Origin of the sequence: Micromonospora sp. A3M-1-15 (assembly GCF_024213425.1) — a bacterium.
GTDB classification, from domain to species: Bacteria; Actinomycetota; Actinomycetes; order Mycobacteriales; family Micromonosporaceae; genus Micromonospora; species Micromonospora chersina.
The window spans coordinates 69743-84761 of the sequence record NZ_JANAVK010000002.1; the positions used below are offsets into that span (position 1 = coordinate 69743).

Here is a 15019-nt window from a genome sequence, read left to right on the forward strand (position 1 = left end):
GCTATCCGTTGGCCGACACGATTAGCAGGTCGCCGAATCCATGATGCGAATCTTGTCGACGGTCCAGAACCCCGTCGGGGTGTTGCTGTTGTTGACGCCCGAGTTGGGACGCAGGCAGTAGGTGTAGCCGTTGGTGTAGTGCAACAGGGCTCCGTCGTCGTTGCGCGTGTTGTAGACGTAGTAGGAGCCGTAGGCTGACGAGCTGAGGGTCTGATACGAGCTGGTGATGTCCTTGTAGGCGGCGGTCCACCTGCGAGCGTCCCAGTCGGCCTTGGCCTTGTAGAAGCAGACCTGGGGATAACCGCAGCCGTTGGCCGTTCCCGCGCTGGCTGGCGAGGCAGTCACCACGCCTACTGAAATTGCAGCACAGGCCCCCGCCGTCAGGGCACCGACGATCCGCTTGACCTTCATTCTCTCCCCCGCTTCCATAAGAGCAACTGCAGTGAACATAGCCGATGTCGCTGCTCTTGAAAAGGGTTCAAATGCCGGAGCCTTGTCCCCGCTGCTAAGGCCCGGCCACGGCTGTTCGGCGGCGGCAAAAGTGCCGTCCCTTTGTGGAGGGATGGGCGGGGCGACGGCCCGCCTCGTCCAACGAGGTGCGGTGGGGCGGCGGCGTAGGTGAGGCGAAGGTGGGGTTGGGGGTTCGGCGGCACACCAGAGGTGGCCGGGGGTTGCCTTCGGCGGCTGCGGCTGGTCAGTCAGATGCCGGCGCAGCTCGACGTGATCGACGCCACAGAGTTCCGCGGTCGTTCGGTTACCTTCTCGCCGCGTCCGCCGAGCAATGGTCCCGGAAACGGATCAAGGCCCCTCCGTGGAGGGGCCTTGACCTGCTGTTACCTCTGGTCGGGGTGGCCGGATTCGAACCGACGACCTCTTCGTCCCGAACGAAGCGCGCTACCAAGCTGCGCCACACCCCGAGGCGTGCCGACAAATAGTAGCCCACCCGCTCCGAAGGTCAAACTCGGTATCCCCGCGCCGGGGAGGTCAGCGCGGGATCAGGGTGAGGACGCTCGCCTCCGGGGGGCAGGCGAAGCGCACCGGCGCGGTGGGGTGGGTGCCCAGGCCGGCCGAGACGTGCAGCCAGGAGTCGGAGCCGGGCCAGCGGTGCAGGCCGCGCGCCATCGACCGCGGCAGCCCGCAGTTGGTGACGAGCGCGCCGTACCCGGGCACGCAGACCTGCCCACCGTGGGTGTGGCCGGCGAGCAGCAGACCGAAGCCGTCGGCGGCCATCCGGTCCAGCACGGCGGGCTCCGGGGAGTGGGCCAGTGCGATGGAGAGCGCCGCGCCCGGGCTGACCGGCCCGGCCACGGCCGCGTAGTCGTCCCGCTCGATGTGCGGGTCGTCCACGCCCACCAGCTCGATCTCCCGGCCGCCGGCCTTGAGGGTGGTCCGCGCGTTGTTGAGGTCCACCCAGCCGGCGCCGGTGAAGACGTCGCGCAGCTCCTCGTACGGCAGCGGCACGCCCTCGGTGTACTCCCGGTCCGGCAGGAAGTAGGTGAACGGGTTCTTCAGCACCGGCCCGGTGTAGTCGTTGGAGCCGAAGACGAAGGCGCCGGGCAGGTCGAGCAGCGGTTGCAGGGCGCGCAGCACGCCCGGCACGGCGTCCGGGTGGGCCATGTTGTCCCCGGTGACCACCACCAGGTCCGGGTCGAGGGCGGCCAGCGAGGCCACCCAGTCCTGCTTGCGCCGCTGGTCGGGCATCATGTGCAGGTCCGACAGGTGCAGTACGCGCAGCGGCTCGGCGTCGGTCGGGAGCACCGGTACGTCGTACCGGCGCAGGGTGAACATGTTGCGCTCGATGAGCGACGCGTAGGCAAGGGTGGCCGCCCCGGCGGCGACGGTCCCGGCCGCGAGCCGGAATAGTGTGCGCTTTCGCATGGCGTTCAGGGTAGTTTGACCGTCCATGAGCACGCTGAAGGACCGTCTCACCGCCGACATGCGCGCCGCTCTCAAGGCGCGCGACGAGCTGACCACCTCCACGCTGCGGATGGCCCTCGCGGCCGTCGGCACCGCCGAGGTCGCCGGCAGGGAAAAGCGCGAGCTCAGCGACGACGAGGTGCTCGCCGTGCTGACCAAGGAGGCGAAGAAGCGGCGCGAGGCGGCCACCGCCTTCGCCGACGCGGGTCGCGCCGAGCAGGCCGGCAAGGAGACCGCCGAGGGCGAGGTGCTGGAGCGCTACCTGCCGAAGCAGCTCTCCGACGACGAGCTGGCCGAGCTGGTCTCGGGGGCGCTGGCCGCGGGCGGCTTCACCGGCAAGGCGCAGATGGGCCCGGCCATGAAGGCGGCCCAGGCCGCGGTGGCGGGCCGGGCCGAGGGCGGCCGGGTCGCCGCAGAGGTACGCCGCCAGCTCGGTCTCTGACCGCCCCGTTACGACGAAGCGGGCGGGCACCCACCAGGGTGCCCGCCCGCTGTCGTCCGCTCGGGTCAGCCGCGTGGTCGTCCCGGCTTGGTGGGACCGGCCGGTGGCGGAACCACGGGGCCCGTGCCGGTGCCGGGCTTCGGCTGGCCGCCGCCGGCGCTGACCTCGATGGTCACCACGCCGCCCTTGATGGTGCGCCCCTCCGGGCTGGTGCCGGCCGCGGTGTCCACCGGGCACTCCGACGGGGTCTTCTGGCTGGCGACCACCGGCTCGAATCCGGCGCCGCGCAGCCGCGACTTGGCGGTCTCGATGGACTCGCACTTCACCCCGGGAATCGCGCGTTGGTCACCCTCGATGATCTTCCCGCTCGGCGGGGTGAAGTTGATCCGTTCCTTGCCGACCATGGCGTCGCGCAGCGTCTGGTAGACCGCCGGGTTGATGCCCCACGGCACCTCGTTGTGCCGCATCCGCTGGTTGGTCTGCGGCCAGTCCGGGTCGGCCTCGATGCCGGCCACCGCGTACTGCTTGGTCATGGCGACCAGCGCCGAGGTCTTGTCCCCGTCGGTGGTGCCGGACTTGCCGGCCACCGGGGCGTTGACGACGCCCCGGACGTTGCGGGCAGTGCCGTTCTTGCACTGCGAGGTCGAGGAGTGGTCACCGACCGGGCAGCGAGCCGCGTCCACGGCGGCCCGGGCCACCTCGGTGCTGATCCGCTGCTCGCAGTGCGGGTTGGCGATGTCCAGCTTTTCGCCGTCCGGGCCGCGGATCTCCTGCACCGGGATCGGCTCGCACCACTTGCCGTCGGCGGCCAGGGTCGCGTACGCGTTGGCCAGTTCCAGCGGGGTGGTCTGCGAGACGCCCAGGGTGAACGCGCCCCACTGGTGCGCGGCGTCCTTGTTCGCGGCGTAGCTGGCGTCGTTGGAGGCCCGGAAGGTGATGCCGAGCTTCTGTGCGGCCTTCACCACGTTCTCCGCGCCGACCCGCTGCTGAAGGTCCACGAAGAAGGTGTTGACCGAAGCGCCGAAGGCGCTCCACATGTTGTGCACGCCGGCCATCGACTTCGAGGCGTTCTGCGGGCAGTAGAAGTGGGTGCCCGGGCACGCTGCGTCGTTGCCCTTGTCGATGATGTATTCGGACTTGAACTGCGGCTTCGCGTCGATGGTGTAGCTGAGCGGGTAGCCCTTCTCCAGGGCCGCCACCAGCGTGAAGATCTTGAAGGTCGAGCCGGCCTGGTAGCCGGTGATGCCGGCGCCGCCGCTGATCAGGGGGTTCACCGTGTTCGGGCGGTTGCCCCGGATCTTCTTCGCGGCCTTCTTCGGGTCGCTGGAGATCTTGTTCTGCGGGCGGGCCGGGTCGTCGAGCTTGAAGTTCCGGTTGACCGATATGGCGCGGACGCGCCCGCTGCCCGGCTCGATGACAGCCACCATCCGGGCGGCCGTGGCGTCCTCGCTCAGTTGGTTGCGGACCGCCTTGTCGGCGCCCCTCTGCGCCTGCACGTCGAGTGTGGTGGTGATGGTGTAGCCACCGCTCTTCAGCCGCCGCTCCCGGTCGTAGGAGGTGGAGCCGAAGGTCTCCTGCTGGAGCCACCAGCGGTAGAAGTAGTCGCAGAAGAAGCCCCAGGAGCGGGTGTTGGTGGCGACGCAGCCGTTGGGGGTGCGCTTCTTCGCCACCTTGAGCTTGATCTGCTTGGCCTGGTTGGCCTGCTCCTGGGTGATGGCGCCGATCTGCACCATGTTGTCGATGACGTAGTCGCGCCGGCCGACCGCCTCGGGGTAGCCGGCCGGGGTGGTGGGGTCGAACGCGGTCGGCGCCTTCACCATGCCGGCGAGCATGGCCGACTCCTGGATGTCGAGCTTGCTCGGCGGCTTGTTGAAGTAGACCTGGCTGGCGGCGTAGATGCCGTACGCGCCGTTGCCGAAGGCGGCGATGTTCAGGTAGCGCCGCAGGATCTCGTCCTTGGAGAGTTCCTTGTCGATCTGGAGCGCGTAGCGCATCTCGCGCAGCTTGCGGGCGCTCGTGTCCTCGGTGGCGGCGACCACGTCGGCCGGGTGGGTGGCCGAGTAGGAGATGGCCAGCCGGACGTACTGCATGGTGAGCGTCGACGCGCCCTGCCGCTGGGCGCCGGCCTGGTTGTTGACGAACGCCCGGGCCACGCCGTTGAGGTCCACGCCGTTGTGCTTGTAGAAGTCGTGGTCCTCGGCCGCGATGATGGCCTTCTGCATGATCGGCGCGATGTCCTTGAGTTCCACGTCGCGCCGGTTCTCGTCGTACATCGTGGCCAGCGGGGTCTTGCCGTCGGAGGCCAGCAGGTAGGTGATCTGCGGGGCCCGGGCCACCGTCAGTTCCTTGGGCAGTGCGCCGAAGGTCTCGGCTCCCGCCTTGGCGGCAAGTCCGGACATCGCCACCGCGGGGAAGGCCGCCGCTGCGACCACCACGCCGGCCAACAGGCCACAGATGAGTAGCGATGCGGCGTTGGTCAGCACGTTGTGGTCACGTTTCCGCATCCAGGTCACCTCGACAGGGTACGCGAGTAGGGAACGAGGGGCGCGCGGGGAAGTTTCCCCATTTCCTGCGCGCGCCGACCTCGTTGTGCTAAACGCACGAACCCCGGTGCGTGGTTGCGTGAAACCTGGCAGAAGTCTCCCCCGAACGGGGGAGTGGCGCAGCGTTTTCCTGTACTCGGGCCGGGTAGACGGCGGGCGAAGGCCCGGGAAGCCGGGAGTGTCCGGAATGATGGATTTCGCCGACAACGTTGCGTAATCAGGCGACTACACAGCATGATGGTGGCGGCGACCGCAGCCACACGTCGTCCGTGCCGCCCTGGGGAGGCCGGCCCGGACGACCGGGGGGAATTCGACGGCTGGTCGCGCGAAGTCGGTAGGTACTGCAAGGGGGGACGTGTACAGATGGGCATGATCACTGACTGGCCGTCACTGGCGGCGTGTCAGAACGGGGACCCGGACGCGTTGTTCGTACAGGGCGCCGAACAGAACGTGGCGAAGAGGATCTGCCGGAGCTGCCCAGTTCGGTACGAGTGCCTGGCCGACGCGCTCGACAACCGGATCGAGTTCGGTGTGTGGGGTGGCATGACCGAACGCGAGCGCCGGGCGTTGCTGCGCCGTCACCCGCAGGTGACCAGCTGGCGCAAGATGTTCGAGGCGGCCATGAAGAAGAACGCCAGGGAGAAGGCCGGACGGGACAAGGTCCTCGTGACCACGGCCAACTGACCGGCGCGCCGGCCGGCGGTGCTCACCGCCGGCTGATCGCCTCGCCGATCGTCCGCAGCCCGTCGACGTCGTGCACGTCGGCGGGCTGCGCCGTCACCGACACCGCCGGCACCTCCGGGAACGCCTCGGTGAACCGGGCCGCCACCCGCTGCTCGCGTGTCGCCTGCTCGGCCAGCGCGGCGTGCGCCCGCAGCACCTCGGCGGTGCTCTCGTGCCCGCCCGCGCCGGCCAGTCGCTCCGCGGCGGCCAGGCTGTCCGCCGCGGACAGCTCCGGCACGGCCGGCCGGTGCACCCGGTTGAGCACCAGGCCGGCCAGCGGCATCCGCTCCGAGCGCAGCCGGCCCGCGAAGTAGGCGGCCTCCCGGACCGCGTCCGGCTCCGGCGCCGCGACCAGCAGGAACGCCGTCTCCCGGGCCTGGAGGATGCGGTACGTCTGCTCGGCCCGCTGCCGGAAACCGCCGAACATCGAGTCCAGCGCGGCGACGAAGCCGGACAGGTCGGTGAGCAGCTGCGCGCCGAGCACCTTCTGCACCACCTTCGAGAACATCCCGAAGCTGGCCGTCACGAAGCTGAACATGCTCCGCCCGCCGCTGCGGGCCGGCGCGAGCAGGAGCCGCAGCATCCGGCCGTCGAGGAAGCGGGAGAGCCGGGCCGGCGCGTCCAGGAAGTCCAGCGCCGAGCGGGACGGCGGGGTGTCCACCACGATGAGGTCCCACTCGCCCCGGGCGTGCAGCTGGCCCAGCTTCTCCATCGCCATGTACTCCTGAGTGCCGGCGAAGGTCGAGCTCATGGCCTGGTAGAAGGGGTTCGAGAAGATCTCCGCGGCCTTCGCCGGATCGGTGTGCTGGAGCACCACGTCGTCGAAGGTGCGCTTCATGTCGAGCATCATGGCGTGCAACTGGCCGCCGCTGTCCTCGACGTCGATCCCCTTGACCTGGCGCGGGGTGTTGTCCAGCTCGGTCAGGCCGAGCGACTGGGCCAGCCGGCGGGCCGGGTCGATGGTGAGCACCACCGTCCGCCGGCCGTGCCGCTCGGCCGCCCGCAGCGCGAGCGCCGCCGCGGTGGTCGTCTTGCCCACTCCGCCCGCCCCGCAGCAGACCACGATCCGCACGCCCGGATCGGCGAGGATCTGGTCGACGTCCAGCGGTGGCGCCGCGTCTTCGGAAGGCACCAATCGAGCGTATCGGTCCCGAGGGCCTCTCTGCTCCGTGCCGGCCGCAGGTGTGAGTCAATCCGCCCGGACGAGCGTCTCCGCCAGCGTCTCCAGCCCCGCCCGGTCGACCCCGGCGGGCAGCAGCGGCACCTCGGTCAGGGGCAGGCCCAGCTCCACGAGGTCGGCGCGGAGCGAATCCTCCAGCTCCCGGCGTACGTGCTGGTCACGGGCCTCGGCGGCGAGGCCGGACACGGTCTTGGCGTCGGTCGGCAGGCCGGCGGCGGCCAGCCCGCGCTTCAGCTCGGCGGCGGTCACCGGTCGGCCGGCGGGCACCGGGGGACGGGCCCCGTTGACGATCACCCGGCCGACCGGGAAACCCAGCTTGGTCAGCTCGGCGATCGCGTCGACGGTCTCCTGGACCGGCATCTCCTCCAGCAGCGTGACCACGTGCACGGCGGTCATCGGCGAACGGAGCAGCGCGGAGACCCCCTCGCTCTGGGTCTTGATGGGGCCCATCTTGGCCAGCCGCGCGGTCTCCGCGGTGACGTTGAGGAAGCGACCGATCCGCCCGGTCGGCGGCGCGTCCAGCACCACCGCGTCGTACACCCGGCGCTGCCCGCTGGTCCGGGTGGTCGCCTCCTTGACCTTGCCGGTGAGCAGCACGTCCCGCAGGCCCGGGGCGATGGTGGTGGCGAAGTCGATGGCGCCCAGCTTGCGCAGCGCCCGCCCGGCGGCGCCGAGCTTGTAGAACATGTCCAGGTATTCGAGGAGCGCCTCCTCGGCGTCCACAGCCAGGGCGCGCACCTCGCCGCCGCCCGGCGCGTCGGCCAGGTGCCGTTCCTCGTAGGGCAGTGGGTCGGTGCCGAAGAGCTGGGCGATGCCCTGCCGCCCCTCCACCTCGACCAGCAGGGTGCGCCGGCCCCCGGCGGCCAGCCCGAGGGCCAGCGCCGCGGCCACGCTGGTCTTGCCCGTGCCGCCCTTGCCGGTCACCACGTGCAGGCGGGCCGGCCATCTGCCGGCGGACTCGGCCGGCTGCTCAGTCGCTGCCACCCGTCGAGCCTATCCAGCCGCCGGGGTCAGGCGACCTCGCAGACCCACCAACCCGTCTTCCGCACCACGGTGAAGCGCAGTTCCTGGTCGGCCACCTTCTCGTCGGCGGTGGTCATGGTGACCTTCGTGCTGACCGTGGCCCGGTCACCGGTCTGGTTGTCGACCTTCGGGGTGGTCCACCGGAACCGGGGGTTCTGGTACTGCCCTGCGTACTTCCGCACCTCGTCGACCTTGGCGGCGATCTTGTCGTCGTCCCGGGACGCGGAGCAGACGAAGGTGGCCGCCTTGCGGGCGTCCCGGTCCTGGTAGACCGCGGTGAGGAAGCCGTCCACGGCGACCGTCGGCTCCTTGGCGCCCTGGCCGTCCTCGGCCTGGCGCAGGGTGAGGAAGGCGGCCGTGCCGCCACCACCGCAGAGCAGGATCGCCGCGCCCAGCACGATCGAGGCGATCAACAGGCCGCGCCGCTTCTTCGGGGCCGCCGGCTGCGGGTACGGCGGGTAGCCGGGCGCCGGCGCAGGCAGGGCCCCGGGGGCCGGCGTGGCGCCGGCGGGCGGCTCCTGGTGGGCGGGACCTCCGGGCGAGCCGGCGGCGCCACCGATGGGCGGTTGGGTCATGTGCTCCCCCGGAGTGCGGCGCGCCGCCGCCGCCCCAGGCGACGGACACGTGATCGAGCGTGGCGGGCGAACGCGGGCGCTCGTCCAGACCGGAAGGGTAGCGGTCGGCGGGCGGCTTGCCAGCCCCGCGTCCGCCGCGCCGCGCCACACCGGACGTGAGGCCGCCGTCGGATTCCGGATCAGCAATGTGTCGCATATGTGACTGGAGGTGATCAGCCGTGCGCGTCCCGTTGCCGGGACTCCCCGCAGGTCCTACGTTCGTCGCGACGCGGGGGCCGGACCGGGCAGGGGTTCCGAGCCGGATGGTGGTGACTGTGAACAGGTACGAGGCCCGGAGGCAGCGGATGCGCGACGCGGAGAACATTCCCCGAGCCCAGTTCTCCCCCGGTGAGCGGGCGGGACGGCCCGGCGACGCCGAGGGGTCCGGCACGGGAGCGCCGTTCAACGAGCGGTCCTACCGCCCGCCGACCGAGGTGCTGCGCACCCTGGTCCGGCCCGGCGGGCGGGGCCGGGACGAGGACGAGCCCGGCTACGTCATCCACCTGCCGGTCCGGGTCCCCGACCTGGCTGCGGCCACCGCGCTCGCCGGCACCGTGGCCACCTCGCTGGGGTTCCTCAGCGAACTCGACGCCGGCGAGACGACCGTCTCCACGGCCGACGACCAGAACAACCGGCACCGGGTCTTCTGCGACCTGCTGCTGCCCGACCGCACCCGGTGCCCGCAGCGGTACGACCACGAGGGCCCCTGCGGCGAGCCGTCCGGTACGCCCGAGCAGCGTCCCGGGTCCCCGTAGCAGCGCCGGACCGTAGGCTGTGCCTGACCGCAGTCCATGTCAGGCAAGGGAGCCTTCACCCGATGCAGAAGTGGGAATACGCCACGGTCCCGTTGCTGGTCCACGCGACCAAGCAGATCCTCGACAACTGGGGCGAGGACGGCTGGGAGCTGGTCTCCGTGGTTCCCGGCCCGAACCCGGAGCAGCTCGTCGCCTACCTGAAGCGCCCGAAGGGTGCCGGCGCATGAGCAGCGGACCGCACGCGAAGCTCGCAGAACTCGGCCTGACCCTGCCCGAGGTGGCGTCGCCGCTGGCCAGCTACGTGCCGGCCGTCCAGTCCGGGCAGCACGTCTACGTCTCCGGCCAGCTCCCGCTCGCCGAGGGCAAGCTGCTGGCCACCGGCAAGGTCGGCAACGGCGTCTCCGCCGAGCAGGCGAAGGACCTGGCGCAGCGGTGCGCGCTGAACGCGCTCGCCGCCATCGACTCGCTGGTCGGCCTGGAGAACGTCGTCAAGATCGTGAAGCTGACCGGTTTCGTGGCCAGCGCGCCCGGCTTCACCGGCCAGCCCGGTGTGGTCAACGGCGCCTCCGAGCTGTTCGGCTCCGTCTTCGGCGAGGCCGGCCGGCACGCCCGCAGCGCGGTGGGCGTGGCCGAGCTGCCCCTCGACGCCCCCGTCGAGGTCGAGGTCATCGTCGAGGTGGCCTGACGCTCCGTACCCGCGATCTTGCGGTTGCCCGACGGGCAGACAGCCCGCAGGGGGACATAACACCTGGCGGAACCGCAAGATCGCGGGGAGTGGCGGGCGGGGTCGTACGATCGCTGCCATGGGTGGGCGTGTGACCGGAGCCGCAGCGGCGCTCGCGGACGAGCTGCCGGAGTGGGTGACGCTGGTGCGTGCCCCCAACCCGGGGCCGATGACGCTCGACGGCACGAACAGCTGGGTCCTTCGCGCCCCGGGCGCGTCGCACGCCGTGGTGGTCGACCCCGGCCCGGCCGACGAGGAGCACCTGGCCGCGCTCACCGCGCACGGCCCGGTCGGCTTCGTGCTGATCACCCACGGGCACGCCGACCACACCGAGGGCGCGCCCCGGCTCAGCGAGCTGCTGGGCGGCGCGCCGGTCCTCGCCGTCGACCCGGCGCACACCGTGGGCGGCGCGCCGCTGACCCCCGACACCGCGCTCGACGCCGGCCTGGAGATCCGCCCGCTGACCACCCCCGGGCACACCGCCGACTCGATCTGCTTCCTGGTCGGGCACGGCGACGAGCGGGTGGTGCTCACCGGCGACACCATCCTCGGGCGGGGCACCACCGTGGTCGCCCACCCGGACGGGCACCTCGGCGACTACCTGTCGAGCCTGGAGCTGCTCGCCACGTACCGGGGGATCCCGGCGCTGCCGGGGCACGGCCCGGCGCTGGCCGACTGCGGCGCGGCGGCCGAGTTCTACCTGGCCCACCGGCGCGCCCGGCTCGACCAGGTCCGGGCGGCGGTCGCTGCCGGCGCGACCACGGCGCCCGAGGTGGTCGAGCGGGTCTACGCGGACGTCGACCGGTCGCTGTGGTGGGCAGCCGAATGGTCAGTCCGGGCCCAGCTGGAGTACCTCGGCGTGACCACCCGGGAATCCGGCGCCGGGGGTGCGGAGTTGGAGCAACCGTGACCTGCCCGGTGTGTGGCACCGTCGCCGTACCCGGCGCGCGGTTCTGCCACAACTGCGGGGCCGCGCTGCCGGCCGCCGCCACGCTGCCCGCCGCCGAGCGGCGGGTGGTCACCGTGCTCTTCGGTGACCTCTCCGACTTCACCTCCTGGTCCGAGGACCTCGACCCGGAACGGGTCGGCGCGGTCACCGACCGGGTGCTGGCCGCACTGGCCGGCGCGGTCAAGACCTTCGGCGGCCACGTCGACAAGCTCACCGGCGACGGGATCATGGCGGTCTTCGGCGCGCCCGTGGCGCACGAGGACGACGCCGAGCGGGCCGTCCGGGCCGCGCTCTCCATGCAGCGGGCGGTCCGCCGGGTGCTCGACGACGAGCGGGGCGGCGGCGCGCCGCTCGGCCTGCGGGTCGGGCTGAACACCGGCGACGTGATCGCCGGCATCCAGGCCGCCATCGAGTACACCGTCATCGGCGACACGGTGAACACCGCCGCCCGGCTCGCCGACGCCGCCGCCGTGGGCGCGGTCTACGCCGGGGCGCGCACCTCCGCCGCCACCCGGCACGTCGCCTCCTGGCGGGCGCTGCGCCCGCTGCGGCTCAAGGGCAAGCGCGAGCCGGTCGAGGCGTACGAGCTGCTCGGCCTGCTGGACGCGCCGGGCACCCGGTCCGGCCTCGGCGACGAGGCGCCCTTCGTGGGCCGGGAGACCGAGATCGGCCGGGTCGCCGGCCGGCTCGCCGAGGTGATCGACCGGAGCGAGCCGCGGGTGCTGCTGGTGACCGCCGAGGCGGGGATCGGCAAGTCCCGGTTCGCCGCCGAGGTGGAGCGCCTCGCCGCGGGCTACGACGTCGGCGCCGGCCGGTACGCCGCGCACACCGGCGCCCGGGTGCTCTCCGTCCGCTGCGCCGCGTTCGGCGAGCGGCGCCGGCTCGCCCCCCTCGCCGACCTGGTCCGGGCGGCGGTCGGCCTGCCCAGCGACGCTGCCACCGCGGTCACCCGGCCGGCCGTCGAGGAGCGGCTGCGCCGCCTCGGGCAGCGTCTCGGCCGGCTTCCCGGCGACACGCCCCCGCTGGCCGTGGAGCAGCTCCTGGCCCTGCTCGGGTACGCCGAACTCCCCGCCGCCGCCGAGAACGGCGAGTGGAACGCCGCCTCCCCGCCGCCGGACGCCGAGGCCGTGCCCAACGCGGTCGCCGACCTGCTCAGCGCGCTCGCCGTCGAGGCGCCGCTCGTGGTGGTCGTGGACGACCTGCACGACGCCACCGCCGAGACCATCAACGCGCTCGGCCTCACCCTGTCCCGGCTCAGCGGCCCGGTGCTGGTGCTGCTGCTCGGCCGGCCCGAGCTCGTGCGGACCGCCGGCGCGTTGACCCGGGTCGCGGACGCCGAGGTGCACGCGCTGCCCCCGCTGCGCGGCGCCGACGCCTCCCGGCTGCTCACCAGCTATCTGAGCGGCGGCAAGCTGTCGCCGGCCGACGCGGACCGGCTGCTCGCCACCGCCCAGGGCAACCCGTTCTACCTGGCCGAGCTGGTCACCCTGCTCATGGAGCGCGGGGCCCTGACCGCCGGCCCGGGGCGGGGCGCCAACGTCGGCTGGCGGCTGGCGCCCGGCTCGCTGGGCAGCCGGCTGCTCTCCCGGGACCTGGCCGCCGTGCTCGCCGCGCGTATCGACGCGCTGCCGCCGGACGCCCGCTCGGTGCTGCGGGACGCCGCGGTGGTCGGCGACACGGTGCCCGGCGGCACGCTGGAGGCGCTCCGCGAGCAGCGCGTCGGGCGGGACGGCCGGCCCGCCGCGGTGGCCGCGGTCGAGCTGGACCGGGCCGTGGAGGAGCTGCTGCAACGCCGGATGCTGCACCGCACCCGCACCGGGTTCGCCTTCGCCACCCCGCTCATGCGGGAGGCCGCGTACGCCGGGGTGAGCAAGGCCGAGCTGGCCGACCGGCACGCCGCGCTGGCCCGCTGGGCCGCTCCGGAGAGCGCCGACGGCAACGCCACCCCGCCGGGCGGGTTCACCGAGGCCGCCCGGGACGACTTCGTCGCCGAGCACGTCGAGCGGGCCGCCGCGCTCGCCGACGCGGTCAAGCTGCGCCCGGACGCGCCGGCCCGGGCCGTGGTCCCGCTGGGCGTGGCCGCGCTGGGCCGGGCCGCCCGCCGCGCGCTGCGGTCGGGGGAGCCGGCGCTGGCCGTCGAGTACGCCGAACGCGCCGCCGAGCTGGCCCGCGACGGGGTGCCGCTGGCCGACCGGGTGGTGCACGCCCGGGCGCTGCTCCAGATCGGCCGCCCGACCGACGCGCTCGCCTTCGCCGAGAAGATCGCCGCCAACGCCGGGGACGCGGCGGCCACCCGGACCAGCGCCCTGCTGCTGGCCGGCCAGGCCCACCAGACCCTGGGCGACGCCGACCGGGCCGAGCGGAGCTGGCAGGAGGCGTTGCAGGTGGCCACGGCCGCCAACCTGCCGACCATGCGCGCCTCCGCGATGCGCCGGCTCGGCATGGCCGACTTCATCGCCGGCCGGCTGGGCCAGGCGAGCAGCCGGCTGGCCGCCTCCTACCAGGTCAGCCTCGCCGCCAGGGACCCGCGCGGGCAGGCCTGGTCGTTGCAGAACCTGGCCTGGGTGACCACCACCCGGGGCGACTTCGCCGGCACCGACGCGGTGCTCGGCCGGGCCGCCCGGCTCTTCGCCGAGCTGAAGGACCCGTACGGGCGGGCCTGGCTGCGCGGCACCACCGCGTTCGCCCGGCTGCTCGCCGGCCGGCTCCGCGAGGCGTGCCGGTTGGCGCAGGTGTTCCTGCCGTTCGGCGAGCGGGTCGGCGAGGCGTGGGCGGTGGGCACGCTGCGCGCCGTCGAGGCGTACGCCACCGCCGAGCTGGGTGAGCTGGCCGAGGCGGACCGCGCGGCACGCCGGGCGTACCGGGAGTTCGCCGAGGTCGGCGACGACTGGGGGCAGGGCTTCGCGCTGGTCGTGCGCGGGGTGGTGGCGCGCGGGCTGGGCGAGCCGGAGCACGCCGCCGACCTGCTCACCGACGCCCTCGCGTACGCCGACCGCACCGCGCACCCGCTGCTCACCGGGATGGCCGGGACGCTGCGCGGTTTCGTGGCGCTGGACATGGGCGACGCCGGTTCCGCCGAGCGGGAGGCCCGGTCGGTGCTGACCACTGTGGAGCCGCACAACCCGCAGGCCCCGGCCCAGGTGGGGCCGCGGGTGCTGCTGGCCATGGCCCGGCTCGCCGCGGGCGACTCGGCGACCGCCGTGGGGCTGCTCGCCCCGGTCGCCACCGCCGCCGCCCACACCCCGTCGCTGCTCTTCTCCCGCCGGCAGACGATGGCCCGGTACGCGTCCGCGCTGCTCGCCCACGGCCAGCGGGAGCAGGCGCTGGACTGGGCGCAGCGGGCGGTGTCCGCCCCGGCCGAGGACGTGCGCAGCCAGGTCGTCGCGCGGATGGTGCTGGCCGAGGCGTTCTCCGCGTGCAGCCGTCCGGCCGAGGCGCTGGCCAGCGCCGAGGAGGCGGTGCGGCTGGCGTACGCCACCGAGCAGCGCAGTGAACGGGCCGTCGCCGACGCGCTCCGGGATCGCCTCGCCGGGCACTGATCCCGCCCCCAGTTCTGCCGGTTCCGGGGATGTGTCCGTCGGAGGGGGCGGTTAGCGTGTTGGCGGAGGGCCGTCCACGTCGACGGCCGCGGGGTTGGGGGAGGAACGATGAGGCTGCCGCGCTCCGGCGCCGGCTGGACGATCGCGGTCTTCGGGCTCCTGGCGCTGCTGCTCGGCGCCCTGGGGCTGATCTGGCCGGAGACGCAGCTGCGCCTGCTCGGCTTCGAGGTGCCGGCCGAACGCGCCCCCGGTGACTACACCGGCACGTTCCTCACCGCGTCCTCGATGGCCTCGTTCAACATGGGGGTCTACTACCTGCTCGCGGTGGCCACCGAGTGGCGGCCGTTCTACCGGTTCACGGTCTGGTTCCGCCTGGTCACCTTCACCGTCTTCAGCATCGCGGTGCTCTCCGACGTCGCACCGGACCGGTTCTTCGGGGTGGCCGCCTGGGAGGGCCTGGGCGCGGTCGCGACCGCCGTGGGCCTGTGGTGGGATGCCCGCCGGGCGGCCACCGGGCCGGCCGGGCCGGGTGTGGCGGACGACGGCGTTCCGGGCCCGGGCGCGGTTCCGGCGACCGACGCGGTGCACTGAGCGACCGGGACCGTTGGGT

13 protein-coding genes, 1 tRNA gene and 1 pseudogene are annotated in these 15019 nt (G+C 73.2%); 8 read left to right on the plus strand and 7 right to left on the minus strand.

Annotation, left to right across the window (positions count from 1 at the left end; all coding sequences use genetic code 11):
- Positions 1-21: 21 nt before the first annotated feature.
- The 3 genes from NLX85_RS10020 to NLX85_RS10030 form a co-directional block, all read right to left on the minus strand.
- The gene (locus tag NLX85_RS10020) at positions 22-411 is read right to left on the minus strand and encodes a hypothetical protein (protein WP_254333877.1); all 390 of its coding nucleotides are present in this window, start codon (positions 409-411) and stop codon (positions 22-24) included.
- A 429-nt stretch (positions 412-840) separates the two neighbouring features.
- Positions 841-917 (minus strand) — tRNA-Pro (locus NLX85_RS10025).
- A 67-nt stretch (positions 918-984) separates the two neighbouring features.
- Entirely contained in the window at positions 985-1878 is an 894-nt protein-coding gene (locus tag NLX85_RS10030; protein WP_254333879.1) for a metallophosphoesterase, read from the minus strand.
- Positions 1879-1903: 25 nt separating this feature from the next.
- On the opposite strand from NLX85_RS10030, the gene NLX85_RS10035 reads away from it, so the two are divergent.
- Complete coding sequence (locus NLX85_RS10035; RefSeq protein WP_107075391.1) at positions 1904-2359, plus strand: GatB/YqeY domain-containing protein; 456 nt, start codon at positions 1904-1906, stop codon at positions 2357-2359.
- Positions 2360-2424: 65 nt separating this feature from the next.
- On the opposite strand, the gene NLX85_RS10040 is transcribed toward NLX85_RS10035, so the two are convergent.
- Positions 2425-4863 (minus strand): transglycosylase domain-containing protein, encoded by a 2439-nt coding sequence (locus NLX85_RS10040; protein ID WP_254333880.1) that lies wholly within the window; start codon positions 4861-4863, stop codon positions 2425-2427.
- A 402-nt stretch (positions 4864-5265) separates the two neighbouring features.
- On the opposite strand from NLX85_RS10040, the gene NLX85_RS10045 reads away from it, so the two are divergent.
- Positions 5266-5586, plus strand: coding sequence for a WhiB family transcriptional regulator (locus NLX85_RS10045; RefSeq protein WP_107075389.1), 321 nt, complete (start codon positions 5266-5268; stop codon positions 5584-5586).
- Between the two features lie 22 nt (positions 5587-5608).
- Here NLX85_RS10045 and NLX85_RS10050 read toward each other — a convergent pair whose 3' ends face one another.
- From NLX85_RS10050 to NLX85_RS10060, 3 genes are read right to left on the minus strand one after another with little or no spacing between them, the layout of a single operon-like run.
- Complete coding sequence (locus tag NLX85_RS10050; RefSeq protein WP_254333888.1) at positions 5609-6760, minus strand: ArsA-related P-loop ATPase; 1152 nt, start codon at positions 6758-6760, stop codon at positions 5609-5611.
- A 54-nt stretch (positions 6761-6814) separates the two neighbouring features.
- On the minus strand, positions 6815-7789 hold the full coding sequence (locus NLX85_RS10055) for an ArsA-related P-loop ATPase (RefSeq protein WP_254333890.1): 975 nt from the start codon (positions 7787-7789) through the stop codon (positions 6815-6817).
- A 26-nt stretch (positions 7790-7815) separates the two neighbouring features.
- Entirely contained in the window at positions 7816-8403 is a 588-nt protein-coding gene (locus NLX85_RS10060) for a hypothetical protein (RefSeq protein WP_254333898.1), read from the minus strand.
- Positions 8404-8747: 344 nt separating this feature from the next.
- On the opposite strand from NLX85_RS10060, the pseudogene NLX85_RS10065 reads away from it, so the two are divergent.
- The 6 genes and pseudogenes from NLX85_RS10065 to NLX85_RS10090 all read left to right on the plus strand — a co-directional run bounded on the left by NLX85_RS10065 (position 8748) and on the right by NLX85_RS10090 (position 15000).
- A pseudogene (locus NLX85_RS10065) lies at positions 8748-9213 on the plus strand (hypothetical protein).
- Positions 9214-9259: 46 nt separating this feature from the next.
- A complete protein-coding gene (locus NLX85_RS10070) occupies positions 9260-9424 on the plus strand; it encodes a DUF4177 domain-containing protein (protein WP_091316921.1) in 165 nt (54 codons plus the stop codon).
- Positions 9421-9882, plus strand: coding sequence for a RidA family protein (locus NLX85_RS10075; protein ID WP_254333900.1), 462 nt, complete (start codon positions 9421-9423; stop codon positions 9880-9882). Before NLX85_RS10070 ends, NLX85_RS10075 begins: the two co-directional genes overlap by 4 nt.
- Positions 9883-10000: 118 nt before the next feature.
- Complete coding sequence (locus tag NLX85_RS10080; protein WP_254333902.1) at positions 10001-10831, plus strand: MBL fold metallo-hydrolase; 831 nt, start codon at positions 10001-10003, stop codon at positions 10829-10831.
- Positions 10828-14409 carry an adenylate/guanylate cyclase domain-containing protein gene (locus tag NLX85_RS10085; protein ID WP_254333904.1) on the plus strand — a complete coding sequence of 1194 codons (3582 nt, stop codon included), beginning with the start codon at positions 10828-10830 and terminating at the stop codon, positions 14407-14409. Before NLX85_RS10080 ends, NLX85_RS10085 begins: the two co-directional genes overlap by 4 nt.
- 108 nt (positions 14410-14517) lie before the next feature.
- Positions 14518-15000, plus strand: coding sequence for a hypothetical protein (locus NLX85_RS10090; RefSeq protein ID WP_254333906.1), 483 nt, complete (start codon positions 14518-14520; stop codon positions 14998-15000).
- The last annotated feature ends 19 nt before the right edge of the window (positions 15001-15019 follow it).